General features: G+C 49.5%; 16 protein-coding genes. 15 read left to right on the plus strand and 1 reads right to left on the minus strand.

The genetic code is table 11. The annotated features are described in order from the left end of the window. Positions 1–13 precede the first annotated feature (13 nt). The 10 genes from dnaK (at position 14) to BM334_RS03180 (ending at position 11,110) form a co-directional block, all read left to right on the plus strand. Positions 14–1,927, plus strand: coding sequence for a molecular chaperone DnaK (gene dnaK / locus BM334_RS03135; protein WP_092837769.1), 1,914 nt, complete (start codon positions 14–16; stop codon positions 1,925–1,927). Positions 1,928–2,035: 108 nt separating this feature from the next. Further along, a complete protein-coding gene (dnaJ, locus tag BM334_RS03140) occupies positions 2,036–3,178 on the plus strand; it encodes a molecular chaperone DnaJ (protein WP_092837772.1) in 1,143 nt (380 codons plus the stop codon). A 55-nt stretch (positions 3,179–3,233) separates the two neighbouring features. Next, the gene (locus BM334_RS03145) at positions 3,234–4,427 is read left to right on the plus strand and encodes a UDP-N-acetylglucosamine 4,6-dehydratase (RefSeq protein ID WP_092837775.1); all 1,194 of its coding nucleotides are present in this window, start codon (positions 3,234–3,236) and stop codon (positions 4,425–4,427) included. Positions 4,428–4,447: 20 nt separating this feature from the next. Further along, entirely contained in the window at positions 4,448–5,599 is a 1,152-nt protein-coding gene (locus BM334_RS03150) for a LegC family aminotransferase (protein WP_092837778.1), read from the plus strand. Positions 5,600–5,615: 16 nt separating this feature from the next. Further along, the gene (gene neuC / locus BM334_RS03155) at positions 5,616–6,782 is read left to right on the plus strand and encodes a UDP-N-acetylglucosamine 2-epimerase (protein WP_092837781.1); all 1,167 of its coding nucleotides are present in this window, start codon (positions 5,616–5,618) and stop codon (positions 6,780–6,782) included. Next, positions 6,779–7,852, plus strand: a complete 1,074-nt coding sequence (gene neuB / locus BM334_RS03160) for an N-acetylneuraminate synthase (RefSeq protein WP_092837786.1) — start codon at positions 6,779–6,781, stop codon at positions 7,850–7,852. The genes neuC and neuB overlap by 4 nt, the downstream gene beginning before the upstream one ends. Beyond that, positions 7,818–8,516 (plus strand): acetyltransferase, encoded by a 699-nt coding sequence (locus BM334_RS03165; protein ID WP_092837789.1) that lies wholly within the window; start codon positions 7,818–7,820, stop codon positions 8,514–8,516. The genes neuB and BM334_RS03165 overlap by 35 nt, the downstream gene beginning before the upstream one ends. Next, positions 8,513–9,565 (plus strand): nucleotidyltransferase family protein, encoded by a 1,053-nt coding sequence (locus BM334_RS03170; protein WP_092837792.1) that lies wholly within the window; start codon positions 8,513–8,515, stop codon positions 9,563–9,565. Before BM334_RS03165 ends, BM334_RS03170 begins: the two co-directional genes overlap by 4 nt. Continuing rightward, complete coding sequence (locus tag BM334_RS03175; protein WP_092837795.1) at positions 9,565–10,269, plus strand: acylneuraminate cytidylyltransferase family protein; 705 nt, start codon at positions 9,565–9,567, stop codon at positions 10,267–10,269. Before BM334_RS03170 ends, BM334_RS03175 begins: the two co-directional genes overlap by 1 nt. Positions 10,270–10,309: 40 nt before the next feature. Continuing rightward, a complete protein-coding gene (locus BM334_RS03180) occupies positions 10,310–11,110 on the plus strand; it encodes a M48 family metallopeptidase (protein ID WP_092837798.1) in 801 nt (266 codons plus the stop codon). Positions 11,111–11,298: 188 nt separating this feature from the next. Here the strand turns inward: BM334_RS03180 and BM334_RS03185 are convergent, their stop codons facing one another. Next, positions 11,299–11,613: a DMT family transporter gene (locus BM334_RS03185; protein WP_092837801.1), complete on the minus strand. Its 315-nt coding sequence runs from the start codon at positions 11,611–11,613 to the stop codon at positions 11,299–11,301. Between the two features lie 268 nt (positions 11,614–11,881). Here BM334_RS03185 and BM334_RS03190 point away from each other — a divergent pair, with 268 nt between their 5' ends. From BM334_RS03190 to greA, 5 genes are all read left to right on the plus strand, one after another. Next, entirely contained in the window at positions 11,882–13,126 is a 1,245-nt protein-coding gene (locus BM334_RS03190) for a dicarboxylate/amino acid:cation symporter (RefSeq protein ID WP_092837804.1), read from the plus strand. A 21-nt stretch (positions 13,127–13,147) separates the two neighbouring features. Continuing rightward, complete coding sequence (gene dapB / locus BM334_RS03195) at positions 13,148–13,951, plus strand: 4-hydroxy-tetrahydrodipicolinate reductase (RefSeq protein ID WP_092837807.1); 804 nt, start codon at positions 13,148–13,150, stop codon at positions 13,949–13,951. 237 nt (positions 13,952–14,188) lie between these two features. Continuing rightward, complete coding sequence (gene carA, locus BM334_RS03200; protein WP_241970891.1) at positions 14,189–15,328, plus strand: glutamine-hydrolyzing carbamoyl-phosphate synthase small subunit; 1,140 nt, start codon at positions 14,189–14,191, stop codon at positions 15,326–15,328. 2 nt (positions 15,329–15,330) lie between these two features. Next, positions 15,331–18,555: a carbamoyl-phosphate synthase large subunit gene (carB, locus tag BM334_RS03205; protein ID WP_092837813.1), complete on the plus strand. Its 3,225-nt coding sequence runs from the start codon at positions 15,331–15,333 to the stop codon at positions 18,553–18,555. Next, the gene (gene greA, locus BM334_RS03210; RefSeq protein WP_055438286.1) at positions 18,552–19,028 is read left to right on the plus strand and encodes a transcription elongation factor GreA; all 477 of its coding nucleotides are present in this window, start codon (positions 18,552–18,554) and stop codon (positions 19,026–19,028) included. Before carB ends, greA begins: the two co-directional genes overlap by 4 nt. The last annotated feature ends 18 nt before the right edge of the window (positions 19,029–19,046 follow it).

Here is a 19,046-nt window from a genome sequence, read left to right on the forward strand (position 1 = left end):
TTGGAGACGAATCATGGGTAAAATTATCGGAATCGACTTAGGTACTACGAACTCTTGTGTAGCAGTACTTGATGGTGACAAACCGCGTGTTATTGAAAATGCTGAAGGTGATCGCACAACCCCATCTGTGGTTGCATTCACTGACGACGGCGAAGTGTTAGTTGGTTCACCAGCGAAACGCCAAGCGGTAACCAACGCCAACAAAACTTTGTTTGCGATTAAGCGCTTAATTGGTCGTCGTTTTAAAGACGAAGAAGTGCAGCGTGATATTGGCATTATGCCATTCAAAATTGTTGAAGCAGACAATGGCGATGCTTGGGTACAAATTAACGACGACAAGAAAGCGCCACCGCAAATTTCTGCCGAAGTTTTGAAGAAAATGAAAAAAACTGCGGAAGACTTCTTAGGTGAAAAAGTGACTGAAGCGGTTATCACCGTACCAGCATACTTTAACGACGCGCAGCGTCAGGCGACCAAAGACGCAGGCCGTATTGCTGGCTTAGAAGTAAAGCGTATTATCAACGAGCCAACTGCTGCGGCGTTAGCTTATGGCCTAGATAAGAAGAAAGGCGATAACGTGATTGCGGTGTACGACTTAGGTGGTGGTACCTTCGATATCTCAATTATTGAAATTGATGAAGTTGAAGGCGAGCACACCTTTGAAGTACTAGCAACCAACGGTGACACGCACCTAGGTGGTGAAGACTTTGATAACCGTTTGATCAATTACTTGGTTGAGCAATTCAACAAAGACCAAGGCATTGACTTACGTAAAGATCCATTGGCCATGCAGCGCTTAAAAGAAGCGGCAGAAAAAGCCAAAATTGAGCTGTCTTCAGCGCAACAAACCGAAGTGAACTTGCCGTACATTACGGCTGACGCGACTGGTCCTAAACACTTGGCGATTAAAGTAACACGTGCCAAGTTGGAATCTTTGGTTGAAGACATGATTGCGAAAACCTTAGAGCCAGTGAAGCAAGCATTGAAAGACGCTGATTTGTCGGTAAGCGATATTAACGACATTATTATGGTTGGCGGTCAAACCCGTATGCCAAAAGTACAGCAAGCTGTGACTGACTTCTTCGGTAAAGAGCCACGTCGTGACGTGAACCCAGACGAAGCTGTTGCAGTCGGTGCTGCGGTACAAGCCGGCGTATTGCAAGGTGACGTGAAAGACGTATTGTTGCTGGACGTAACACCATTGTCGCTGGGTATTGAAACCATGGGCGGCGTGATGACCAAGTTAATTGAGAAAAACACGACGATTCCAACCAAGCAGTCGCAAACTTTCTCAACTGCAGAAGACAACCAGAATGCGGTAACCGTGCATGTTATTCAGGGTGAGCGTAAGCGCGCGGCGGATAACAAATCACTGGGCCAGTTCAATTTAGAAGGTATTCGTCCGGGTCGCCGTGGCGAGCCGCAAATTGAAGTCACCTTTGATATTGACGCCGACGGTATCTTACATGTGTCTGCAAAAGACAAAGATACCGGTAAAGAGCAGAAGATCACCATTAAAGCTTCGTCTGGCTTGAGCGATGATGAAGTAGAAAAAATGGTACGCGATGCTGAGGCGCACGCTGAGGAAGACCGCAAATTTGAAGAAATGGTGCAAGTACGTAACCAAGCCGACGCTTTGGTACACGGTACGCGCAAACAGCTTGAAGAAGTTGGTGACAGCTTAGAAGCTAGTGACAAAGAAGCGGTTGAGTCAGCATTAAGCGACTTGGAAGCGGCTATTAAAGGCAGCGACAAAGCAGAAATTGAAGCGAAGCAACAAGCCTTAATTGAAGCGTCTGGCAAGCTTATGGAAGCGGCCCAAGCAAAAGCCCAACAAGCGGGTGGCGACGCCGATGGCTCTGCTAAGCAAGCTGCTGACGACGTGGTTGACGCTGAGTTTGAAGAAGTCAAAGACGACAAAAAATAAGCGCCCACCGGGTGTCTGAAATAACACACACGGGGGTTGCCGCCAAGGTAGCCTCCGTGTGTTCGTATCAGGCGAGAGCAAATTAAGGAACGTGGAAACCACTTAACTATGTCTAAACCAGATTTTTATGACGTACTGGGTGTCAGCAAAGATGCCAGCGAACGCGACATCAAAAAGGCCTATAAACGGCTGGCGATGAAGTATCACCCAGACCGCACTAAAGGCGACAAAGACCTTGAAACCAAGTTTAAAGAGGTTAAGGCGGCGTACGAAGTGTTGGTCGACCCACAAAAACGCGCAGCATACGATCAGTATGGTCATGCAGCGTTTGAACAAGGCCAAGGTGGTTTTGGCGGTGGCGCGGGTGCGGCAGATTTTGCCGATATTTTTGGTGATGTGTTCGGTGATATTTTTGGTGGTGGCGGCGGTCGTCGCGGGCGCCCTCAAGCGCAACGTGGTGCCGACTTACGTTACAACCTTGAATTAAGCTTAGAAGAAGCCGTTCGCGGCAAAGACGTTGAGCTGAAAATTCCAAAGCTAAGCACCTGTGAAGACTGCGACGGTAGTGGTGCAAAAGCAGGGTCAAGTGCCGACACCTGTGGTCATTGCCATGGCTCTGGCCAAATTCAAATGCGCCAAGGCTTTTTTGCGGTGCAGCAGCCGTGTCCACATTGTCGTGGGCGAGGTAAGGTCATTAAAGACCCATGCCGTACGTGTCATGGCGAAGGCCGCGTAGAGCGCACCAAAACCTTGTCAGTTAAAATTCCAGCGGGGGTAGATACCGGCGACCGTATTCGTTTAAGTGGCGAAGGTGAAGCGGGCGAAATGGGCGCACCAGCAGGCGACTTGTATGTGCAAGTGCATGTACGCGAGCATCCAATTTTTGCGCGCGATGGTAATAACCTGTATTGCGAAGTACCGCTTAGCTTTACCCGTGCAGCGCTTGGTGGCGAAATTGAAGTGCCGACGCTAGAAGGTAAAGTAAAACTGAAAATACCGGCTGAAACGCAAACCGGTAAGTTGTTCCGTTTACGCGGCAAAGGTGTAAAGTCAGTGCGCTCTGGTGCGGTTGGCGACCTGATTTGTAAGGTGGTTATTGAAACACCGGTCAACTTGTCCGCGCGCCAACGTGAGTTGTTAGCAGAGTTGGAAGAGTCGATGGGTACGGGCGAAGAAGCCGGTAAATATCGTCCAAAAGAGAAAGGCTTCTTTGATGGAGTACGCAAGTTTTTCGACGATTTGACTGGATAATCAAGCCGGTATTATGCGTTAATGTTGGTAAGTTTTCTTATTTTAGTGATTGAACATGGCGACAGAAATACTTGAACTGATTGGTCGAACCGAAGAACTGTTTATTACCGACATAGCCAAACATGATGAAGAGCTGCGTGAACGAGTGCGCAGCTCTTCTTTTTTGGTGATTGGTGGAGCAGGCTCGATTGGCCAAGCGGTAACCAAAGAAATATTTAAGCGCAACCCGAAAAAGTTGCACGTGGTGGATATTAGCGAAAATAACTTAGTTGAGTTAGTACGCGATATTCGTAGTTCGTTTGGCTATATTGACGGCGATTTTCAAACCTTTGCATTAGACATTGGCTCACTAGAATATGACGCCTTTATAGAGGCCGATGGCCAGTACGACTATGTGCTGAATTTGTCCGCATTAAAGCATGTACGTAGCGAGAAAGACCCCTATACGCTGATGCGTATGATTGACGTGAACGTATTCAACACCGACAAAACTCTCGCGCAGTCGATTGCCAAGGGCACGCAGAAGTATTTTTGCGTGTCGACCGACAAAGCTGCGAACCCAGTCAACATGATGGGGGCGTCAAAACGCATTATGGAAATGTTTTTAATGCGCCGCAGTGAGCAAATTAACATTTCGACAGCGCGCTTTGCCAACGTTGCATTTTCCGATGGCTCGTTGCTGCACGGGTTTAATCAGCGTTTGCAAAAATTACAGCCCATTGTGGCGCCGAACGACATCAAACGCTATTTTGTCACGCCGCAAGAATCTGGTGAATTGTGCCTAATGTCGTGCATTTTCGGCGAAAATCGCGATATTTTCTTCCCGAAGTTAAGCGAAGCGCTGCATTTGATCACCTTCTCGGAAATTGCCGAGAAATATTTGCGTAAACGCGGCTATGAGCCACACTTATGCAGCAGTGAAGACGAAGCGCGCGAGTTGGTAAAAACCTTGCCGCAGCAGGGTAAGTGGCCATGCTTGTTCACTGCCAGCGACACCACCGGTGAAAAAGATTTTGAAGAATTTTTTACTGAGCACGAAGTGCTTGATATGGAACGCTTTGCTAATCTTGGTGTGATCAAAAACGAAGCCAATTATCAGGCTGAGTTATTGCAGCATTTTGAGCAGCACATTGGCCGTATGAAGAATGAGCTTCGCTGGAGCAAAGACCAGCTCGTGGCGTTATTTCATGACATGATTCCGGACTTTGGGCACAAAGAGACCGGTAAATATCTCGATAGTAAAATGTAACTGGGGCCGCGCCTGCACTTATGTCACACGCAACATCACAGCAACAGCTGAGCGAATTTGTTCGCAGTATTTATCAAACCAACGACTTTATTCCGTTGCACGCGCCTACCTTTGGTGAGCTTGAAAAAAGCAACGTGCTCGACACCATTGAAAGCACCTTTGTGTCGAGCGTGGGCAAGTTTGTTGATGAGTTTGAACAGCGCATGCAAGCCTTTACTGGGGCAACCCGAGCGATTGCCACAGTGAATGGCACGGCGGCGCTGCACACCGCGTTATATATGGCCGGTGTTGAGCGCGGTGACTTTGTCATTACCCAAGCGCTGACCTTTGTGGCAACCTGCAACGCAATGTACCACATGGGCGCCGAGCCCATTTTTGTTGACGTGGCACCAAGCACCTTGGGCTTGTGCCCGAAAGCGCTGGAAGCCTACCTAAGCGAGCATGCCAGGTTAGATGGCGAGCGTTGTGTGCACAAAGACACCGGGCGAACTATTCGTGCGGTGGTGCCCATGCACACCTTCGGTCACCCCGTGCATTTAAATGAAATGAAGCAATTGTGCGATAAATGGCACTTGGTGTTAATTGAAGACGCCGCCGAAAGTTTGGGCTCGTATTATCAAGGCCAACATACCGGCACCATTGGGCAGCTAGCGGCGCTAAGCTTTAATGGCAATAAAATTATTACCACCGGCGGTGGTGGCATGGTGTTGTGTGCCAACGAAGAGCTTGGCAAGCGCACCAAACATGTCACCACCACAGCTAAGGTGCCGCACCCTTATGAGTTTTACCACGACGAGCCGGGCTTTAATTATCGGCTGCCAAACTTAAATGCCGCGCTTGGCTGCGCGCAAATGCAGCAGCTACCCAAATTTCTTGAGCAAAAACGTCAGCTTGCCGCCCGCTATCGTGAGTTCTTTGCAGGCACCGCGTTCACGTTTGTTGATGAACCCGCGCACGGCCAGTCGAATTTTTGGTTGAATGCTATTTTATGTGAAGATAAGCAAGCACGGAACGAGCTGCTTGAAAGCCAAAATGCGGCCGGCATTATGTGTCGACCTATTTGGCAGCTCATGCACCGGCTGCCCATGTTTGCACAATGCCCACGTGGGCCATTAACCGTTTCTGAAGATATTGAAGCGCGGTTAGTCAATATCCCCAGTTCGCCCATTTAAACAGAGCGACCCAGTGATGCGAAAAATTGCCGTTTTTACCGGTACACGAGCTGAATACGGCCTGTTGTATTGGCTACTCAAAGACATTGAAGCTGCAGCTGATATGCAGCTGCAACTGTTGGTTTCTGGCGCGCACTTAGCCCCAGAATTTGGCCTGACCGTTGAGCAAATAAAACGCGATGGCTTTACGGTAACCGAGCAAGTGGACATGTTGCTGGCCTCGGACAGTGCGGTGGGTACGGTAAAAAGTCTTGGCTTAGGTGTCATGGGCTATGGCGAGGCGTTAGCGCGCATGCAGCCCGATGTGCTGGTCATATTAGGTGACCGTTACGAAGCTTTAGGGGCGGCGCAGGCGGCGCTGCTGATGCGCATTCCTATTTTGCATATTCATGGCGGTGAAATTACCGAAGGCGCTTATGATGACGCCATTCGTCATGCGATTAGCAAAATGAGCCTATTGCACGCCACCGCAACCGAAAGCTATCGGCAGCGGGTTATTCAATTAGGTGAGCAGCCCGAACGCGTGGTTAATGTTGGCGCTATTGGCTTGGACCATTTGCAGCGCTCGCCCTTTATGTCGGTGGCGCAACTGTCACAGTCACTTGAGTTTGACTTAACCAATTCTGACTATGCGGTTTTTACGTATCACCCAGTCACGCTGGCCGATGAGCCTGGCGAGCCAACCTTTGCGGCAATCACACAAGCATTAAATGCATACCCAGAATTGAAAGTCATTATGACCTATCCGAACGCCGACGAAGGCGGGCGAAAACTTATTCCGCTTATTGAACAGTACGCAAGCAAGTACCCAGAGCGCATTAAAGTGGTTCCATCATTGGGGCAACAGCGTTATTTGAGCGCGGTAAAACATGCCGCGGTAGTTATTGGTAATTCGTCGAGCGGCATTATTGAAGTGCCATCGTTTGCGGTGCCAACGGTGAATATTGGCGCGCGGCAACAGGGTCGTATTGCGGCCAGTAGTGTATTGCATTGTGCGGCCACCGGTGACGCAATAACCGCGGCTATTAGTCGCGCCCTCGAGTTAAAACAGTCGGGCCAATTAACCGGCGTAACCAACCCTTACGGGCAGGGTAATGCGGTTGAAAAAATTATGGCGCTATTGCGTACAGAGCAGTTAAGCACCGTGAAAACATTTTATGATTTACCAGGGGTAAACTCATGACCTTAATTATTGCTGAAGCTGGTGTGAACCATAACGGCGATGCTGAGCTGGCCCGTCAGTTAGTGCTTGCTGCGCATCAAGCCGGCGCTGATATTGTGAAGTTTCAAACCTTTAAAGCTAAAAACTTGGTGACTGAGCAGGCCACTCAGGCGGACTACCAGAAGAAAAACACCGGCAAAGAAGAGTCGCAGCTGGCCATGCTGCAACGTTTAGAGCTGAGCTATGAGCTGCACCACGAGCTGGTGGCGCAGTGCCAAGACTTAGGCATTGAGTTTTTGTCCACGGCCTTTGATGACGAAAGTCTCGATTTTTTAGTCAATGATTTAAAGCTGAAGCGCCTGAAAATACCATCGGGCGAAATTACCAATGCCCCCTTAGTGCTCAAGCACGCGCAAACCGGCTGTGACCTGATTGTCTCTACCGGCATGGCGACGGTGGCAGAAATTGAAGCTGTGTTGGGGGTTATTGCTTTTGGGTACTTAAACCCGCAAGCAACGCAAGCCAGCCGCGCTGACTTTGAAGCCGCTTATGCTTCAGACGAAGGGCAGCAGGCGCTGCGTGAAAAAGTTTGTGTGCTGCATTGCACGACTGAGTACCCAGCGCCCATGAATGAAATTAATTTGCGCGCTATGGACAGTCTGCGCGAGACATTTAAGTTGGCAGTCGGGTATTCGGATCATAGTCATGGCATTACGGTACCAATAGCCGCCGTGGCGCGTGGTGCCAGCATTATTGAAAAGCATTTTACCTTAGACAACAACCTTGAAGGCCCTGACCATAAAGCGTCGCTGGAGCCTCATGAACTTGCCGCGATGACGCAGGCGATTCGGCAGGTGGAGCAGGCCTTGGGTGATGGCGTTAAGCGCCCGACAGTGTCGGAAGTACGTAATAAAGCCATAGCGCGCAAAAGCCTTGTTGCCGCGCGCGCAATTCAACAAGGTCAAGTGATCACGGCTGAAGACCTCGCGGTTAAACGCCCAGGCTCTGGGCGGTCGCCATTTGATTATTGGCAGGTGGTGGGGCAGGTGAGTCTACATGACTATCAACCTGGAGACCTTATTCGTGACTAACCGCAAGCAAACCACGCAAGCGAAACCCGTACTGGTATTAGGTGCCGGCGGCCACGCGCGGGTGCTCATTGAGGTGTTATTAGCGCAGGGTCGCGAAATTGTCGGTTTGGTTGCACCGCAGGTTAGCGATGCCCCTGAATTTGATGGTCTTCCCCACTTTAAAGCCGACGACGACGTATTGAATTTTGCGCCTGACGCCATTGAGTTGGTGAATGCTGTCGGCTCGCTACCGCAAGCAAGCGCCTTACGCGAACGCTTATTTACACGGTTTAGTGGTTTGGGTTACGCGTTTACTACGGTTATCGCCCCTTCGGCGGTGGTGTCTCAATTTGCGCAGCTAGAGCAAGGGGTACAAATTTTACCCGGAGCCATTGTGAATGGTTGTGCCATTGGCGCGAATACGATTATTAATAGCGGAGCCATTGTTGAGCACGATGTACAAGTAGGGGCGCAGTGTCATGTTGCCCCCGGCGCGGTTATTTGTGGCGATGTTACTTTAGCCGAGCGGGTGCATGTGGGCGCTGGGGCGACCATTATTCAAGGCCTGCATATTGGTACTGAAGCCGTTATTGGTGCAGGCTCGGTAGTCACCCGAGCGGTGCCGGCAAATGCGATTCATTACCCTGCAAAAGGGTTTATAAAAAAGGACGCTGACCAAGCATGAGTTATGATTGGAAACAGGTGGTTGTTGCGCCATCAACAACTTTGCAAAGCGCGCTAAAACAACTCGATGAAGGTGCACTGCGTATTGTTTTGGTGTGCGACGAAGCTATGCATTTACAAGGGGTAGTCACCGATGGTGACGTGCGTCGCGGTTTGTTGCGCGGTGTTGGCCTTGAAGCGCCGGTTAGCCAAGTGATGAACACCCAGCCCATTACGGTCACGCCAGAAACCTCGCGCAGCGACGCTGTCGCATTGATGCAAAGTAAGAGCATTTTAGCCATTCCGGTGGTTGCCGAAGGCCACGTGATTGGGCTGCAAACCTTACAAAAACTGCAAAGCACGCATAGTTACCAAAACCCCGTGTTCATTATGGCCGGTGGCTTTGGCACGCGTTTACGCCCGTTAACAGACAATACGCCCAAGCCGATGCTAAAAGTTGGCGAGCGACCCATTTTGGAAACTTTGTTACTTAACTTTATTAAGTCAGGTTTTTCTAATTTTTATATTTCGACCCATTATTTGCCCCATGTTATTCGCGATTATTTTGGCGACGGCAGTAAGTGGAACGTCAATATTACTTACGTGCACGAAGAAGAGCCTTTAGGCACAGGTGGCGCACTTGGGTTATTACCAGAGTCGACCCCTGAGTTACCGCTGATTATGGTCAATGGCGACGTACTCACCTCGGTTGACTTTGAACGTGTGCTTGATTTTCATATGACCCACCATGCATTGGCGACCATGTGCGTACGCGAATACGACTACCAAATTCCATACGGCGTTATTATGGGCGATGGTGAGCGCATTATTAGTATGGAAGAGAAGCCCATTCAGCGCTTTTTCGTCAACGCGGGTATATACGTCATTAGCCCTGAGATCTTCAAAAACGTGGAAAAACATACACGTATCGATATGCCAACGCTGTTGCAAACATACCTAGATGCAAATGAAGACGTGTTTATGTTCCCAATTCATGAATATTGGCTAGATATTGGCCGTATGGATGACTTTAAACGGGCACAAATTGACATTAAAGGGCTTGGATTATAATGGCGACAATCGCGATTATTCCGGCGCGAGGTGGAAGTAAACGCTTACCCGGAAAAAATATCAAAGCTTTGGGCGGCAAGCCGCTCATCGCCTGGACCATAGAAGCTGCGCTGCACAGCGGCTGTTTTGATCGGGTTATTGTCAGTACTGATGACCAAGCCATTGCTGATGTTGCTGTTGCGTTTGGTGCAGAGGTGCCTTTTTTGCGCCCAGCCGAGTTGTCGGGCGATATGGCGACATCGGATGCCGTGATTGAGCATGCGGTGAATTGGCTAGAGCAGCATGAGGCGCTAACCATTGATACCGTGGCTTTGTTGCAGCCGACATCGCCGTTTCGTCACGCTGAACACATAAAAAGCGCGGTGGCATTGATGCAGGAAAAACAAGCCGAAGGCGTGGTGTCCGTCACTGCTAGTGATGTACGCCTAGAACTTTGCAACACCTTGCCTGCTGACCATAGCTTAGCGGGCTTTATTAATATTAGCGCCAATGCAGCGGCAAAGCGCACCCAAGATATGCGCCAGATTTATGAATTAAATGGCGCCATTTACCTATTCAAACGCCACATTGTGGGCCAGCTAGCGCAACTTTACGCACCGACTAGCAAGGCGTTCGCGTATGTTATGCCCTTGGAAGACTCAGTCGATATTGATACTGCACGTGACTTCGCTTGGGCTGAATTTTGTTTATCGACTAAACTCTAAGTGTTACCTGTTGATATCACAGTGTTTAAGGAGATGATTCATGGCACATTGGAAAGCTTTAGGAATTGCCGCATTAGCTAGCAGTTTAATGCTAAGTGCGTGTACCGAGTCACCCACCGGGCGTAGCCAGCTTATGTTATTTTCCAGTGGCCAATTGGCATCGCTTGGCGATGATAGCTACAACCAGCTCAAACAAAACGAAAAAATCAGTGCCAATACTAATGTCAATGCCTATGTACGTTGTGTTGCTAACGATTTGATCTCAGTATTACCGAGCCCTTGGCGTGACAAGCAATGGGAAATAACCGTGTTTGAGAGTGAACAAATTAACGCGTTTGCCTTGCCCGGCGAGAATATCGGCGTGTACACAGGCTTGCTCAAAGTGACGGAAAATAGAGATCAGCTCGCCGCTGTTATTGGCCACGAAATTGCTCACGTGATTGCCGACCACGGCAACGAGCGCATGTCGAATCAATTTGCAGTAGGTTTAGGGCTGCAAGTAGGCGCCGCTTTAGCGTCAGCAAAACTTGAAGAACAAGACGCCGCCATGGTGATGGCCGCGTTAGGTATTGGCGCCCAAGTTGGTGTGTTACTCCCATACTCACGCACACACGAAAGCGAATCTGATCAACTTGGCCTAGACTACATGGCTGCCGCCGGTTATAACCCAGCCGAAGCCGCTAATTTGTGGCGTAACATGGCCAAAGTAGGCGGTGCCGCCGGCCCTGAATTTTTGTCAACGCACCCAACACCACAAACTCGCATTGACGCCATAGAAGCCTACGTTCCGCGCCTACAATCACTCTATCAAAGCGCACCAAAACCCACTTGTCGCATGTAGCCCGGCGTTTCACGCCGGGTGGCGCGCAGCGCCGTTATTGCCCGCCGCGCCAGCAAAGGTAAGCCGGGTGGCGCGCAGCGCCGTTATTGCCCGCCGCGCCAGCAAAGGTAAGCCGGGTGGCGCGCAGCGCCGTTATTGCCCGCCGCGCCAGCGAAGGTAAGCCGGGTGGCGCGCAGCGCTGAAACAGCTTAACTAGCCGTTTTCATGAGCACCAAACCTGTCACAATAAAGGCCGCAGCAATAACACGTTGCGGCGTAACAGGCTCGCCAAGAAACCAAATTCCCAGCACAAAAGCACCAACAGCCCCGATGCCTGTCCAAATTGTATAAGCCGTGCCAAGTGGAATAGTTCGCATAGCAATAGCCAGTAGCCAAAAGCTCACAAACATTGCTATGACAGTAATCGTCGTGGCGAGCGGCTTGGTAAAGCCGAGCGATTGTTTCATGGCAAACGCCCAAACAACTTCAAAAACACCTGCAATAAATAAATAGAGCCAAGCCATAGCAAGCTCCTCATTGGTTTTTGCTAGGTCGTCCTAGCTATTGTCCACAATGGGGAGGTCGTCCTCCGAGGTTGTTAAGTTTATCACTTTGGTTATAAGACAGTCCAAATTGAACTAAAGCACGCCGCCCACCGTTAGTACAATATGAAATTCAACTGCGATATTGGCTATTAGATATTAGATATTAGATGAAACCCAATACCCGAAATATCAGCTCTAATATCCAATATCTAATAGCTGATATCGTTTTCGTTTTTTAAGGGTGATTATGTTTAAAGCTTGGTTTGCAATTCCGTTCTGGCAACGCGTGCTAGGTGCTTTTGCGCTTGGTGTCATTATTGGCGTGGCGCAACCCGAGGTTGCGCAAACACTGCGCCCATTGGGTACATTGTTTATTAATGCGTTAAAAATGCTGGTGGCGCCGCTTATTTTCTTTGCCATTGTCAGTGCCATTTTACAACTTGGTAGCGGTGAGAAGGCCGGGAAAATAGGTGCACAAACTATTGGCCTATTTTTATTGACCGCGGTTATTGCTAGCTTCATTGGCTTATCCGTTGCACAGTTGCTTGATATTACGCCGTCGCCAGACCTAGTTGCTGATAGCAACTATGTTCCGAAAGAGGTGCCAGGCCCAATTGATGTCTTTTTGAATTTTATACCAACGAACCCTATTGCAGCACTGGCTGAAGGTAACGTCATTCAAATTGTAGTTTTTGCCGCTTTGGTTGGGGTTGCAATCAATCAGTTGGGTGACGTTGCCAAACCTTTTGGCGATGCCATGAAAGCCGGTGCGCAAGTTATGTACCGCATTACCAAAATGGTGTTAGAACTTACACCGCTTGGTGTGCTGGGGTTGATGGCCTGGGTTGTTGGGCATTATGGATTGGCCAGTTTAACGCCGTTGGCGGCGTTTATTGGCGCCATTTATTTAGCCTGCTTCATTCACATTGTCTTTGTTTACGGCACCATGGTGCGCTTGGCGGGTATGTCGCCGTGGTTTTTCTTTAAGTCGGTATTTTCTGCTCAGCTCGTGGCATTTACGACCTGTAGCAGTTTTGGCACCATTCCGGCGGCTCACCAAGCAATTACCGAAAAGTTAGGCGTGCAAAAAGAGTATGCTAGTTTTGTATTGCCATTAGGCGCAACGATTAATATGGACGGTTGCGGTGGTATCTATCCGGCTATCGCCTCTATCTTTATTGCACAAATTTACGGTATTCCGCTAGACTGGGCAGACTATTTGTTAATAACACTAACCGCGACACTGGCATCAGTAGGCACGGCCGGCGTTCCAGGAACCGCGATGGTGATGTTAACCGTGACGCTGAACGCGATAGGTTTGCCGCTTGAAGGTATTGCATTTATTGCCGCCATTGATCGAATCATCGATATGGCACGCACCGCGACGAATGTTACCGGCGACATGGCCGTATCGGTGGTGTTAGGCCGCAATAAAACCGCCGACCAACCATTAACCGCTACCGGTCAGCCAATAACAACGAATAACGACTAACGAACAACGAACAGAGGTAGCATGAAGTTAGGCATTTTGGGCGCCACAGGGCGCATGGGGCAGGCGGTGATCGCGAGCACCCCACGCTACAATGTAACGGTGACTGCGGCTGTTGTTAGTCAACAGTCGAATCGTTACGGTGAGCCTATTCGTGCCAACACTGCCGGCGCTGGTGTGCGCTTTCAGCATGCACATGAATTGCAACCCGGCCAAGTCGATGTGCTGATCGACTTCTCTTTACCGCAGGCCCTTGCAGACAATCTGCAGTTAGCGCAGCAACTGCAAGTTCCGATTGTGGTGTGCACTACGGGCCTTAGTGAGCAACAACAGCACTTGTTAAGCCAAGCTACCGAGCAAGTCCCCGTGTTATACGCTGCGAATACCAGTGTCGGCATTACCTTATTGCGACAATTAGTGCAGTTAACCGCAGCGGCGCTGCCCGATACTGACATCGAAATTTTTGAAGCGCATCATAGCGCTAAGCGTGATGGCCCATCAGGCACTGCGGTGGTGCTTGGTGAGAGTGCCGCCGCCGGCCGAGGGAAGTCATTAGCAGAGTTATCAGCGGGTGTGCGTGCTGATGGTGTGCGCGAGTTTGGCTCGATTGGCTTTTCGGTGTTGCGCGCGGCCGATATTATTGGCGAGCACACGGTCATGTTTGCGCACACCGGTGAGCGCATAGAGTTAACCCACCGAGTCAGTAACCGAAAGGTATTTGCGCAAGGTGCCATTCAAGCTGCGCAATGGCTAGTAAAGCAACCCAACGGACTATACAGCATGGCCGATATGCTGCAATTGAAAACACTTTTGAAACAATTGGTCTAGCCTGCAGGGCTTCACACGCCACGCTATTTTTCAGTTTACGAAACCTGCAAATTTCGGTAGAATACGCCCAATTTGCCGGTAACTTTTCGGGCAAGCTGAAACGCGCACTCCACAGGTTTCAAAAACGCGTATTTAGTTTTTAAATAATGAGTTTTTGAAAATCGACGCTGGTGCAAGGTAATCAACGGGGAAGTCATTTTTTTGATTCACCCGTTTTTTTATATGCGGAGGTTAACCTTGAGTATTCTAGCGAGCCACTCAGCAAGTAAAGCCATTTTGGTACTTGCCGATGGGACTGTTTTTCATGGCACGGCCATTGGCGCCGGCGGTACTGCAGTTGGTGAAGTTGTTTTTAACACCGCAATGACTGGTTACCAAGAAATTCTCACCGACCCCTCTTATGCAGAACAAATCGTTACCCTCACTTATCCTCACATCGGCAATTACGGCACTAACCACGAAGACGAAGAATCTAATCGCGTTTGGGCTAAAGGTCTAATCATTCGCGAAATGTCGCTGAAAGCAAGTAACTTCCGCCGCGAGCAGTCGCTTGGTGATTACTTACGCCAGCGCAATGTGGTAGGCATTGCCGATATTGATACGCGCAAGTTAACGCGTATTCTGCGAGAGAAAGGGGCGCAAAATGGCTGCATCATGGCTGGCGAGATTAATGTTGAGAAAGCCTTAGAGTTAGCGCAACAATTTCCTGGTTTAAAGGGCTTAGATTTAGCCAAAGAAGTGACGATTCGTACCCCCGTTGAGTGGGTAAGCCAGAGCTGGAAGCTTGGTCAAGGATTTAGCGACTTGAACGAACCGAAATTTCATGTGGTCGCCTACGATTATGGCTGCAAACGCAATATTTTACGGATGTTGGCTGACCGCGGTTGTAAAGTCACTTTAGTGCCAGCGCAAACGCCGGCCAAAGATGTACTCGCGATGAACCCTGATGGCGTGTTTTTATCGAATGGCCCTGGTGACCCGGAGCCATGTGACTACGCCATTACCGCAATTCAAGAAATTATTGACGCCAAGGTACCTATCTTTGGTATTTGTTTAGGCCATCAATTGCTGGCGCTGGCCAGTGGCGCGCAAACGGTAAAAATGAAGCTAGGCCACCATGGTGCGAACCACCCAGTGCAAGATTTAGCCACTGGGCGCGTGATGATTACCAGCCAAAACCATGGTTTTGCGGTAGACGAAGCGACGCTTCCGGCCACCATGAAAGCAACCCACAAGTCGTTGTTTGACGGTACCCTGCAGGGCATTGAGCGCACTGACGTGAAAGCCTTCAGTTTTCAAGGCCACCCAGAAGCGAGCCCAGGCCCGAACGATGCGGCCCCGTTATTCGACCACTTTATTGAATTGATGAGCCAGTAACTATGCCAAAACGTACCGATATTAAAAGCATTCTAATTCTTGGCGCTGGCCCGATTGTTATCGGCCAGGCCTGCGAGTTCGACTACTCGGGTGCCCAGGCGTGTAAAGCCCTACGCGAAGAAGGCTACCGAGTTATTTTGGTGAACTCTAACCCGGCGACCATAATGACTGATCCGGAAATGGCAGATGTCACCTACATTGAGCCGATTCACTGGGAAGTTGTCGCAAAAATTATTGAAGTTGAACGCCCGGATGCCGTGTTACCGACCATGGGTGGGCAAACAGCGCTGAACTGTGCTTTAGAGCTTGATAAGCACGGCGTGCTAGAGAAATTCGCCGTGGAAATGATCGGCGCCAATGCCGATGCGATTGATAAAGCAGAAAACCGCGATCGCTTCGACAAAGCCATGAAGGCTATTGGCCTTGAAACGCCCAACGCGAAAGTTGCCAATAACTTGCAAGAAGCTTTTGAAATTCAAGAAGAGTTCGGCTTTCCGCTGATTATTCGTCCAAGTTTCACCATGGGCGGCAGCGGTGGTGGTATTGCCTATAACCGCGAAGAGTTTGAAGAAATTTGCCGGCGCGGGCTCGACTTATCGCCAACCAAAGAGTTGCTGATTGACCAGTCGCTTATTGGTTGGAAAGAATATGAAATGGAAGTGGTACGCGACCGTGCCGATAACTGCATTATTGTCTGTGCCATTGAAAACTTTGATGCCATGGGCATTCACACCGGTGACTCGATTACCGTTGCACCATCACAAACATTAACCGACAAAGAATATCAGTTAATGCGTGACGCAGCGATGGCCGTATTGCGCGAAATTGGTGTTGAAACCGGTGGTTCGAACGTGCAGTTTGGTGTGTGCCCTGACACCGGCCGCATGGTGGTGATTGAGATGAACCCACGGGTATCTCGCTCATCGGCGTTAGCGTCTAAGGCTACGGGTTTCCCAATTGCCAAAGTGGCAGCTAAGTTAGCGGTGGGATATACCCTTGACGAGCTTGAAAACGAAATCACCGGTGGCGTGACGCCGGCCTCGTTTGAGCCGGCACTTGACTATGTTGTGACCAAGATTCCTCGCTTTAACTTCGAAAAGTTTGCCGGCTGTAATGACCGTCTAACCACCCAAATGAAGTCTGTGGGTGAAGTCATGGCGATTGGTCGTAACCAGCAAGAGTCTTTGCAAAAAGCTCTGCGTGGCCTTGAAATTGGCGTGTCTGGCTTTGACCCAATGGTTGAAGTTAATGACCCAGAAGCGCGTGGCAAAGTCATTCGAGAGTTGAAAGAACCAGGTGCGGAGCGTATTTTCTATATTGCCGATGCATTCCGTTTGGGCATGACAGTGCGTGAAGTGTTTGAGCTAACGCGCATTGATGAGTGGTATTTAATTCAAATTGAAGAAATAGTACTGCTTGAGGAAGAAGTTCAGAAGCTCGGTATGGCAGGGCTTGATGCGCACGCGTTACGCTTATTGAAGCGCAAAGGCTTTGCTGATAAGCGTATTGCTGACTTACTGCATGTGGCCGAAGCTGAAGTGCGTCGTCGTCGCAACGAGCTTGGTATTCATCCAGTGTACAAGCGTGTTGATACCTGTGCAGCCGAGTTCCGCTCAGACACCGCGTATATGTACTCAACCTACGATGAAGAATGCGAAGCGGCGCCAAGCGACAAAGATAAAATCATGGTCATTGGCGGCGGGCCAAACCGCATTGGCCAGGGCATCGAGTTTGACTATTGCTGTGTTCACGCGGCATTAGCGCTGCGTGAAGACGGTTACGAAACTATTATGGTGAACTGTAACCCAGAAACGGTTTCAACTGACTACGACACGTCTGACCGCTTGTATTTTGAACCAATTACCCTTGAAGACGTGCTCGAAATTGTCCGTGTTGAAAAGCCGAAAGGCGTAATTGTTCAGTACGGTGGCCAAACACCGTTGAAGCTTGCCCGTGAGTTGGAAGCGAATGGCGTTCCTGTGATTGGTACATCGCCAGATGCAATTGACCGCGCTGAAGACCGCGAGCGCTTCCAAGGTGCTGTGCGCCGACTTGGATTGAAACAACCGGAAAACTCGACAGTAACCAAAGTTGACGAAGCATTACGCGAAGCCGAGCGAATTGGCTACCCGTTGGTGGTGCGCCCGTCGTACGTACTTGGTGGCCGGGCAATGGAAATTGTCTACGACGAAACCGATTTGCTGCGTTATTTAACCGACGCGGTGAAAGTGTCGAACTCAGCGCCCGTATTGCTTGATCGCTTCTTAGACAACGCGATTGAGGTGGACGTCGACGCTATTTGTGACGGTAAAGACGTACTCATCGGCGGCATTATGCAGCACATTGAGCAAGCGGGTGTGCATTCGGGTGACTCAGCCTGTTCATTGCCACCGTATTCTTTGAGTGACAAAATTCAGGACGAATTACGCGACCAAATGAGCAAGTTAGCGTTTGAATTGGGCGTGAACGGCTTGATGAACGCGCAGTTTGCCATCAAAGATGATGAAATTTACCTAATTGAAGTGAACCCACGTGCCGCGCGTACTGTACCATTTGTGTCGAAAGCAACCGGCTTACCGTTAGCAAAAATAGCTGCGCGAGTTATGGTTGGCCAGTCGTTAGCCGAGCAAGGTTATACCGAAGAAGTCATTCCTCCTTATTACTCGGTCAAAGAAGTGGTTATTCCATTCGCTAAATTCCAAGGCGTGGACCCAATTCGTGGCCCAGAAATGCGCTCAACTGGTGAAGTGATGGGCGTTGGTGAGAGCTTCGAAGAAGCCTACGCCAAAGCCAACTTGGGCGCTGGCGAAGCTCTTGCGAAAGCGGGTAAAGCCTTATTGTCAGTGCGCGATGGAGATAAATCTCGCTTGTTTGATTTGGCGCGCGGGCTAATTGGCTTGGGCTTTAATTTAGAAGCCACTCGCGGTACCGCGAAGATGCTCAACGACGAAGGCTTGAAGTGTTCGGTAGTGAATAAACTACAAGAAGGTCGGCCGAATATAGTTGATGCAATTAAGAACGGCGAGTACAGTTACATTATTAACACCGTAGAAGGGCGCCAGGCAATTGAAGACTCGGTTTACATACGCCGTGAAGCGCTCTTGAATAAAGTTACCTACACCACAACATTAAATGCAGCGTTTACGACAGTGAAAGCGAACACGGCCGACGATCGTGCACGTGTGAATTCACTCCAGTCACTGCATAAAAGGGTTTTAGAACGATGAATCAAATTCCAATGACCACCCGCGGCGCAGAGATGCTGCGGGAGGAATTGAAACGCTTAAAAACAGAAGAGCGACCGCGTATTATTCAAGCGATTGCTGACGCACGTGAGCACGGTGATTTAAAAGAAAATGCCGAGTACCATGCTGCCCGCGAGCAGCAGGGTTTCTGTGAAGGGCGTATTCAAGAAATTGAAGCGAAATTATCAAATTCACAAGTGATTGATGTCACCAAAGTGCCAAACCAAGGCAAGGTTATTTTTGGTGCAACAGTAACTGTTTACAATACCGTTACCGACAAAGAAATGACGTATCGTATTGTGGGTGATGACGAAGCGGATATTAAGCAAAACTTAATTTCGATTAACTCGCCCATTGCACGTGCGCTTATTGGTAAGCAAATTGACGATGTGGCGCGCGTTAATACACCAAACGGCGAAGTGGAATATGAAGTGGTTAAGGTTGAGTATATCTAAACCTTAACCAATGAGTTT

It is taken from the genome of Pseudidiomarina donghaiensis, assembly GCF_900116895.1.
GTDB lineage: Bacteria > Pseudomonadota > Gammaproteobacteria > Enterobacterales > Alteromonadaceae > Pseudidiomarina > Pseudidiomarina donghaiensis.

Excerpts from the sequence above, each read along its gene's own strand:
- greA (WP_055438286.1), top strand. The coding sequence starts at position 18,552 with ATGAATCAAATTCCAATGACCACCCGCGGCGCAGAGATGCTGCGGGAG.
- BM334_RS03165 (WP_092837789.1), top strand. The coding sequence starts at position 7,818 with ATGACTATCAACCTGGAGACCTTATTCGTGACTAACCGCAAGCAAACC.
- BM334_RS03150 (WP_092837778.1), top strand. The coding sequence starts at position 4,448 with ATGTCACACGCAACATCACAGCAACAGCTGAGCGAATTTGTTCGCAGT.
- neuC (WP_092837781.1), top strand. The coding sequence starts at position 5,616 with ATGCGAAAAATTGCCGTTTTTACCGGTACACGAGCTGAATACGGCCTG.
- BM334_RS03185 (WP_092837801.1), bottom strand. The coding sequence starts at position 11,613 with ATGGCTTGGCTCTATTTATTTATTGCAGGTGTTTTTGAAGTTGTTTGG.
- BM334_RS03145 (WP_092837775.1), top strand. The coding sequence starts at position 3,234 with ATGGCGACAGAAATACTTGAACTGATTGGTCGAACCGAAGAACTGTTT.
- dnaJ (WP_092837772.1), top strand. The coding sequence starts at position 2,036 with ATGTCTAAACCAGATTTTTATGACGTACTGGGTGTCAGCAAAGATGCC.
- dnaK (WP_092837769.1), top strand. The coding sequence starts at position 14 with ATGGGTAAAATTATCGGAATCGACTTAGGTACTACGAACTCTTGTGTA.
- BM334_RS03170 (WP_092837792.1), top strand. The coding sequence starts at position 8,513 with ATGAGTTATGATTGGAAACAGGTGGTTGTTGCGCCATCAACAACTTTG.
- carB (WP_092837813.1), top strand. The coding sequence starts at position 15,331 with ATGCCAAAACGTACCGATATTAAAAGCATTCTAATTCTTGGCGCTGGC.
- BM334_RS03190 (WP_092837804.1), top strand. The coding sequence starts at position 11,882 with ATGTTTAAAGCTTGGTTTGCAATTCCGTTCTGGCAACGCGTGCTAGGT.
- BM334_RS03180 (WP_092837798.1), top strand. The coding sequence starts at position 10,310 with ATGGCACATTGGAAAGCTTTAGGAATTGCCGCATTAGCTAGCAGTTTA.
- neuB (WP_092837786.1), top strand. The coding sequence starts at position 6,779 with ATGACCTTAATTATTGCTGAAGCTGGTGTGAACCATAACGGCGATGCT.
- BM334_RS03175 (WP_092837795.1), top strand. The coding sequence starts at position 9,565 with ATGGCGACAATCGCGATTATTCCGGCGCGAGGTGGAAGTAAACGCTTA.
- dapB (WP_092837807.1), top strand. The coding sequence starts at position 13,148 with ATGAAGTTAGGCATTTTGGGCGCCACAGGGCGCATGGGGCAGGCGGTG.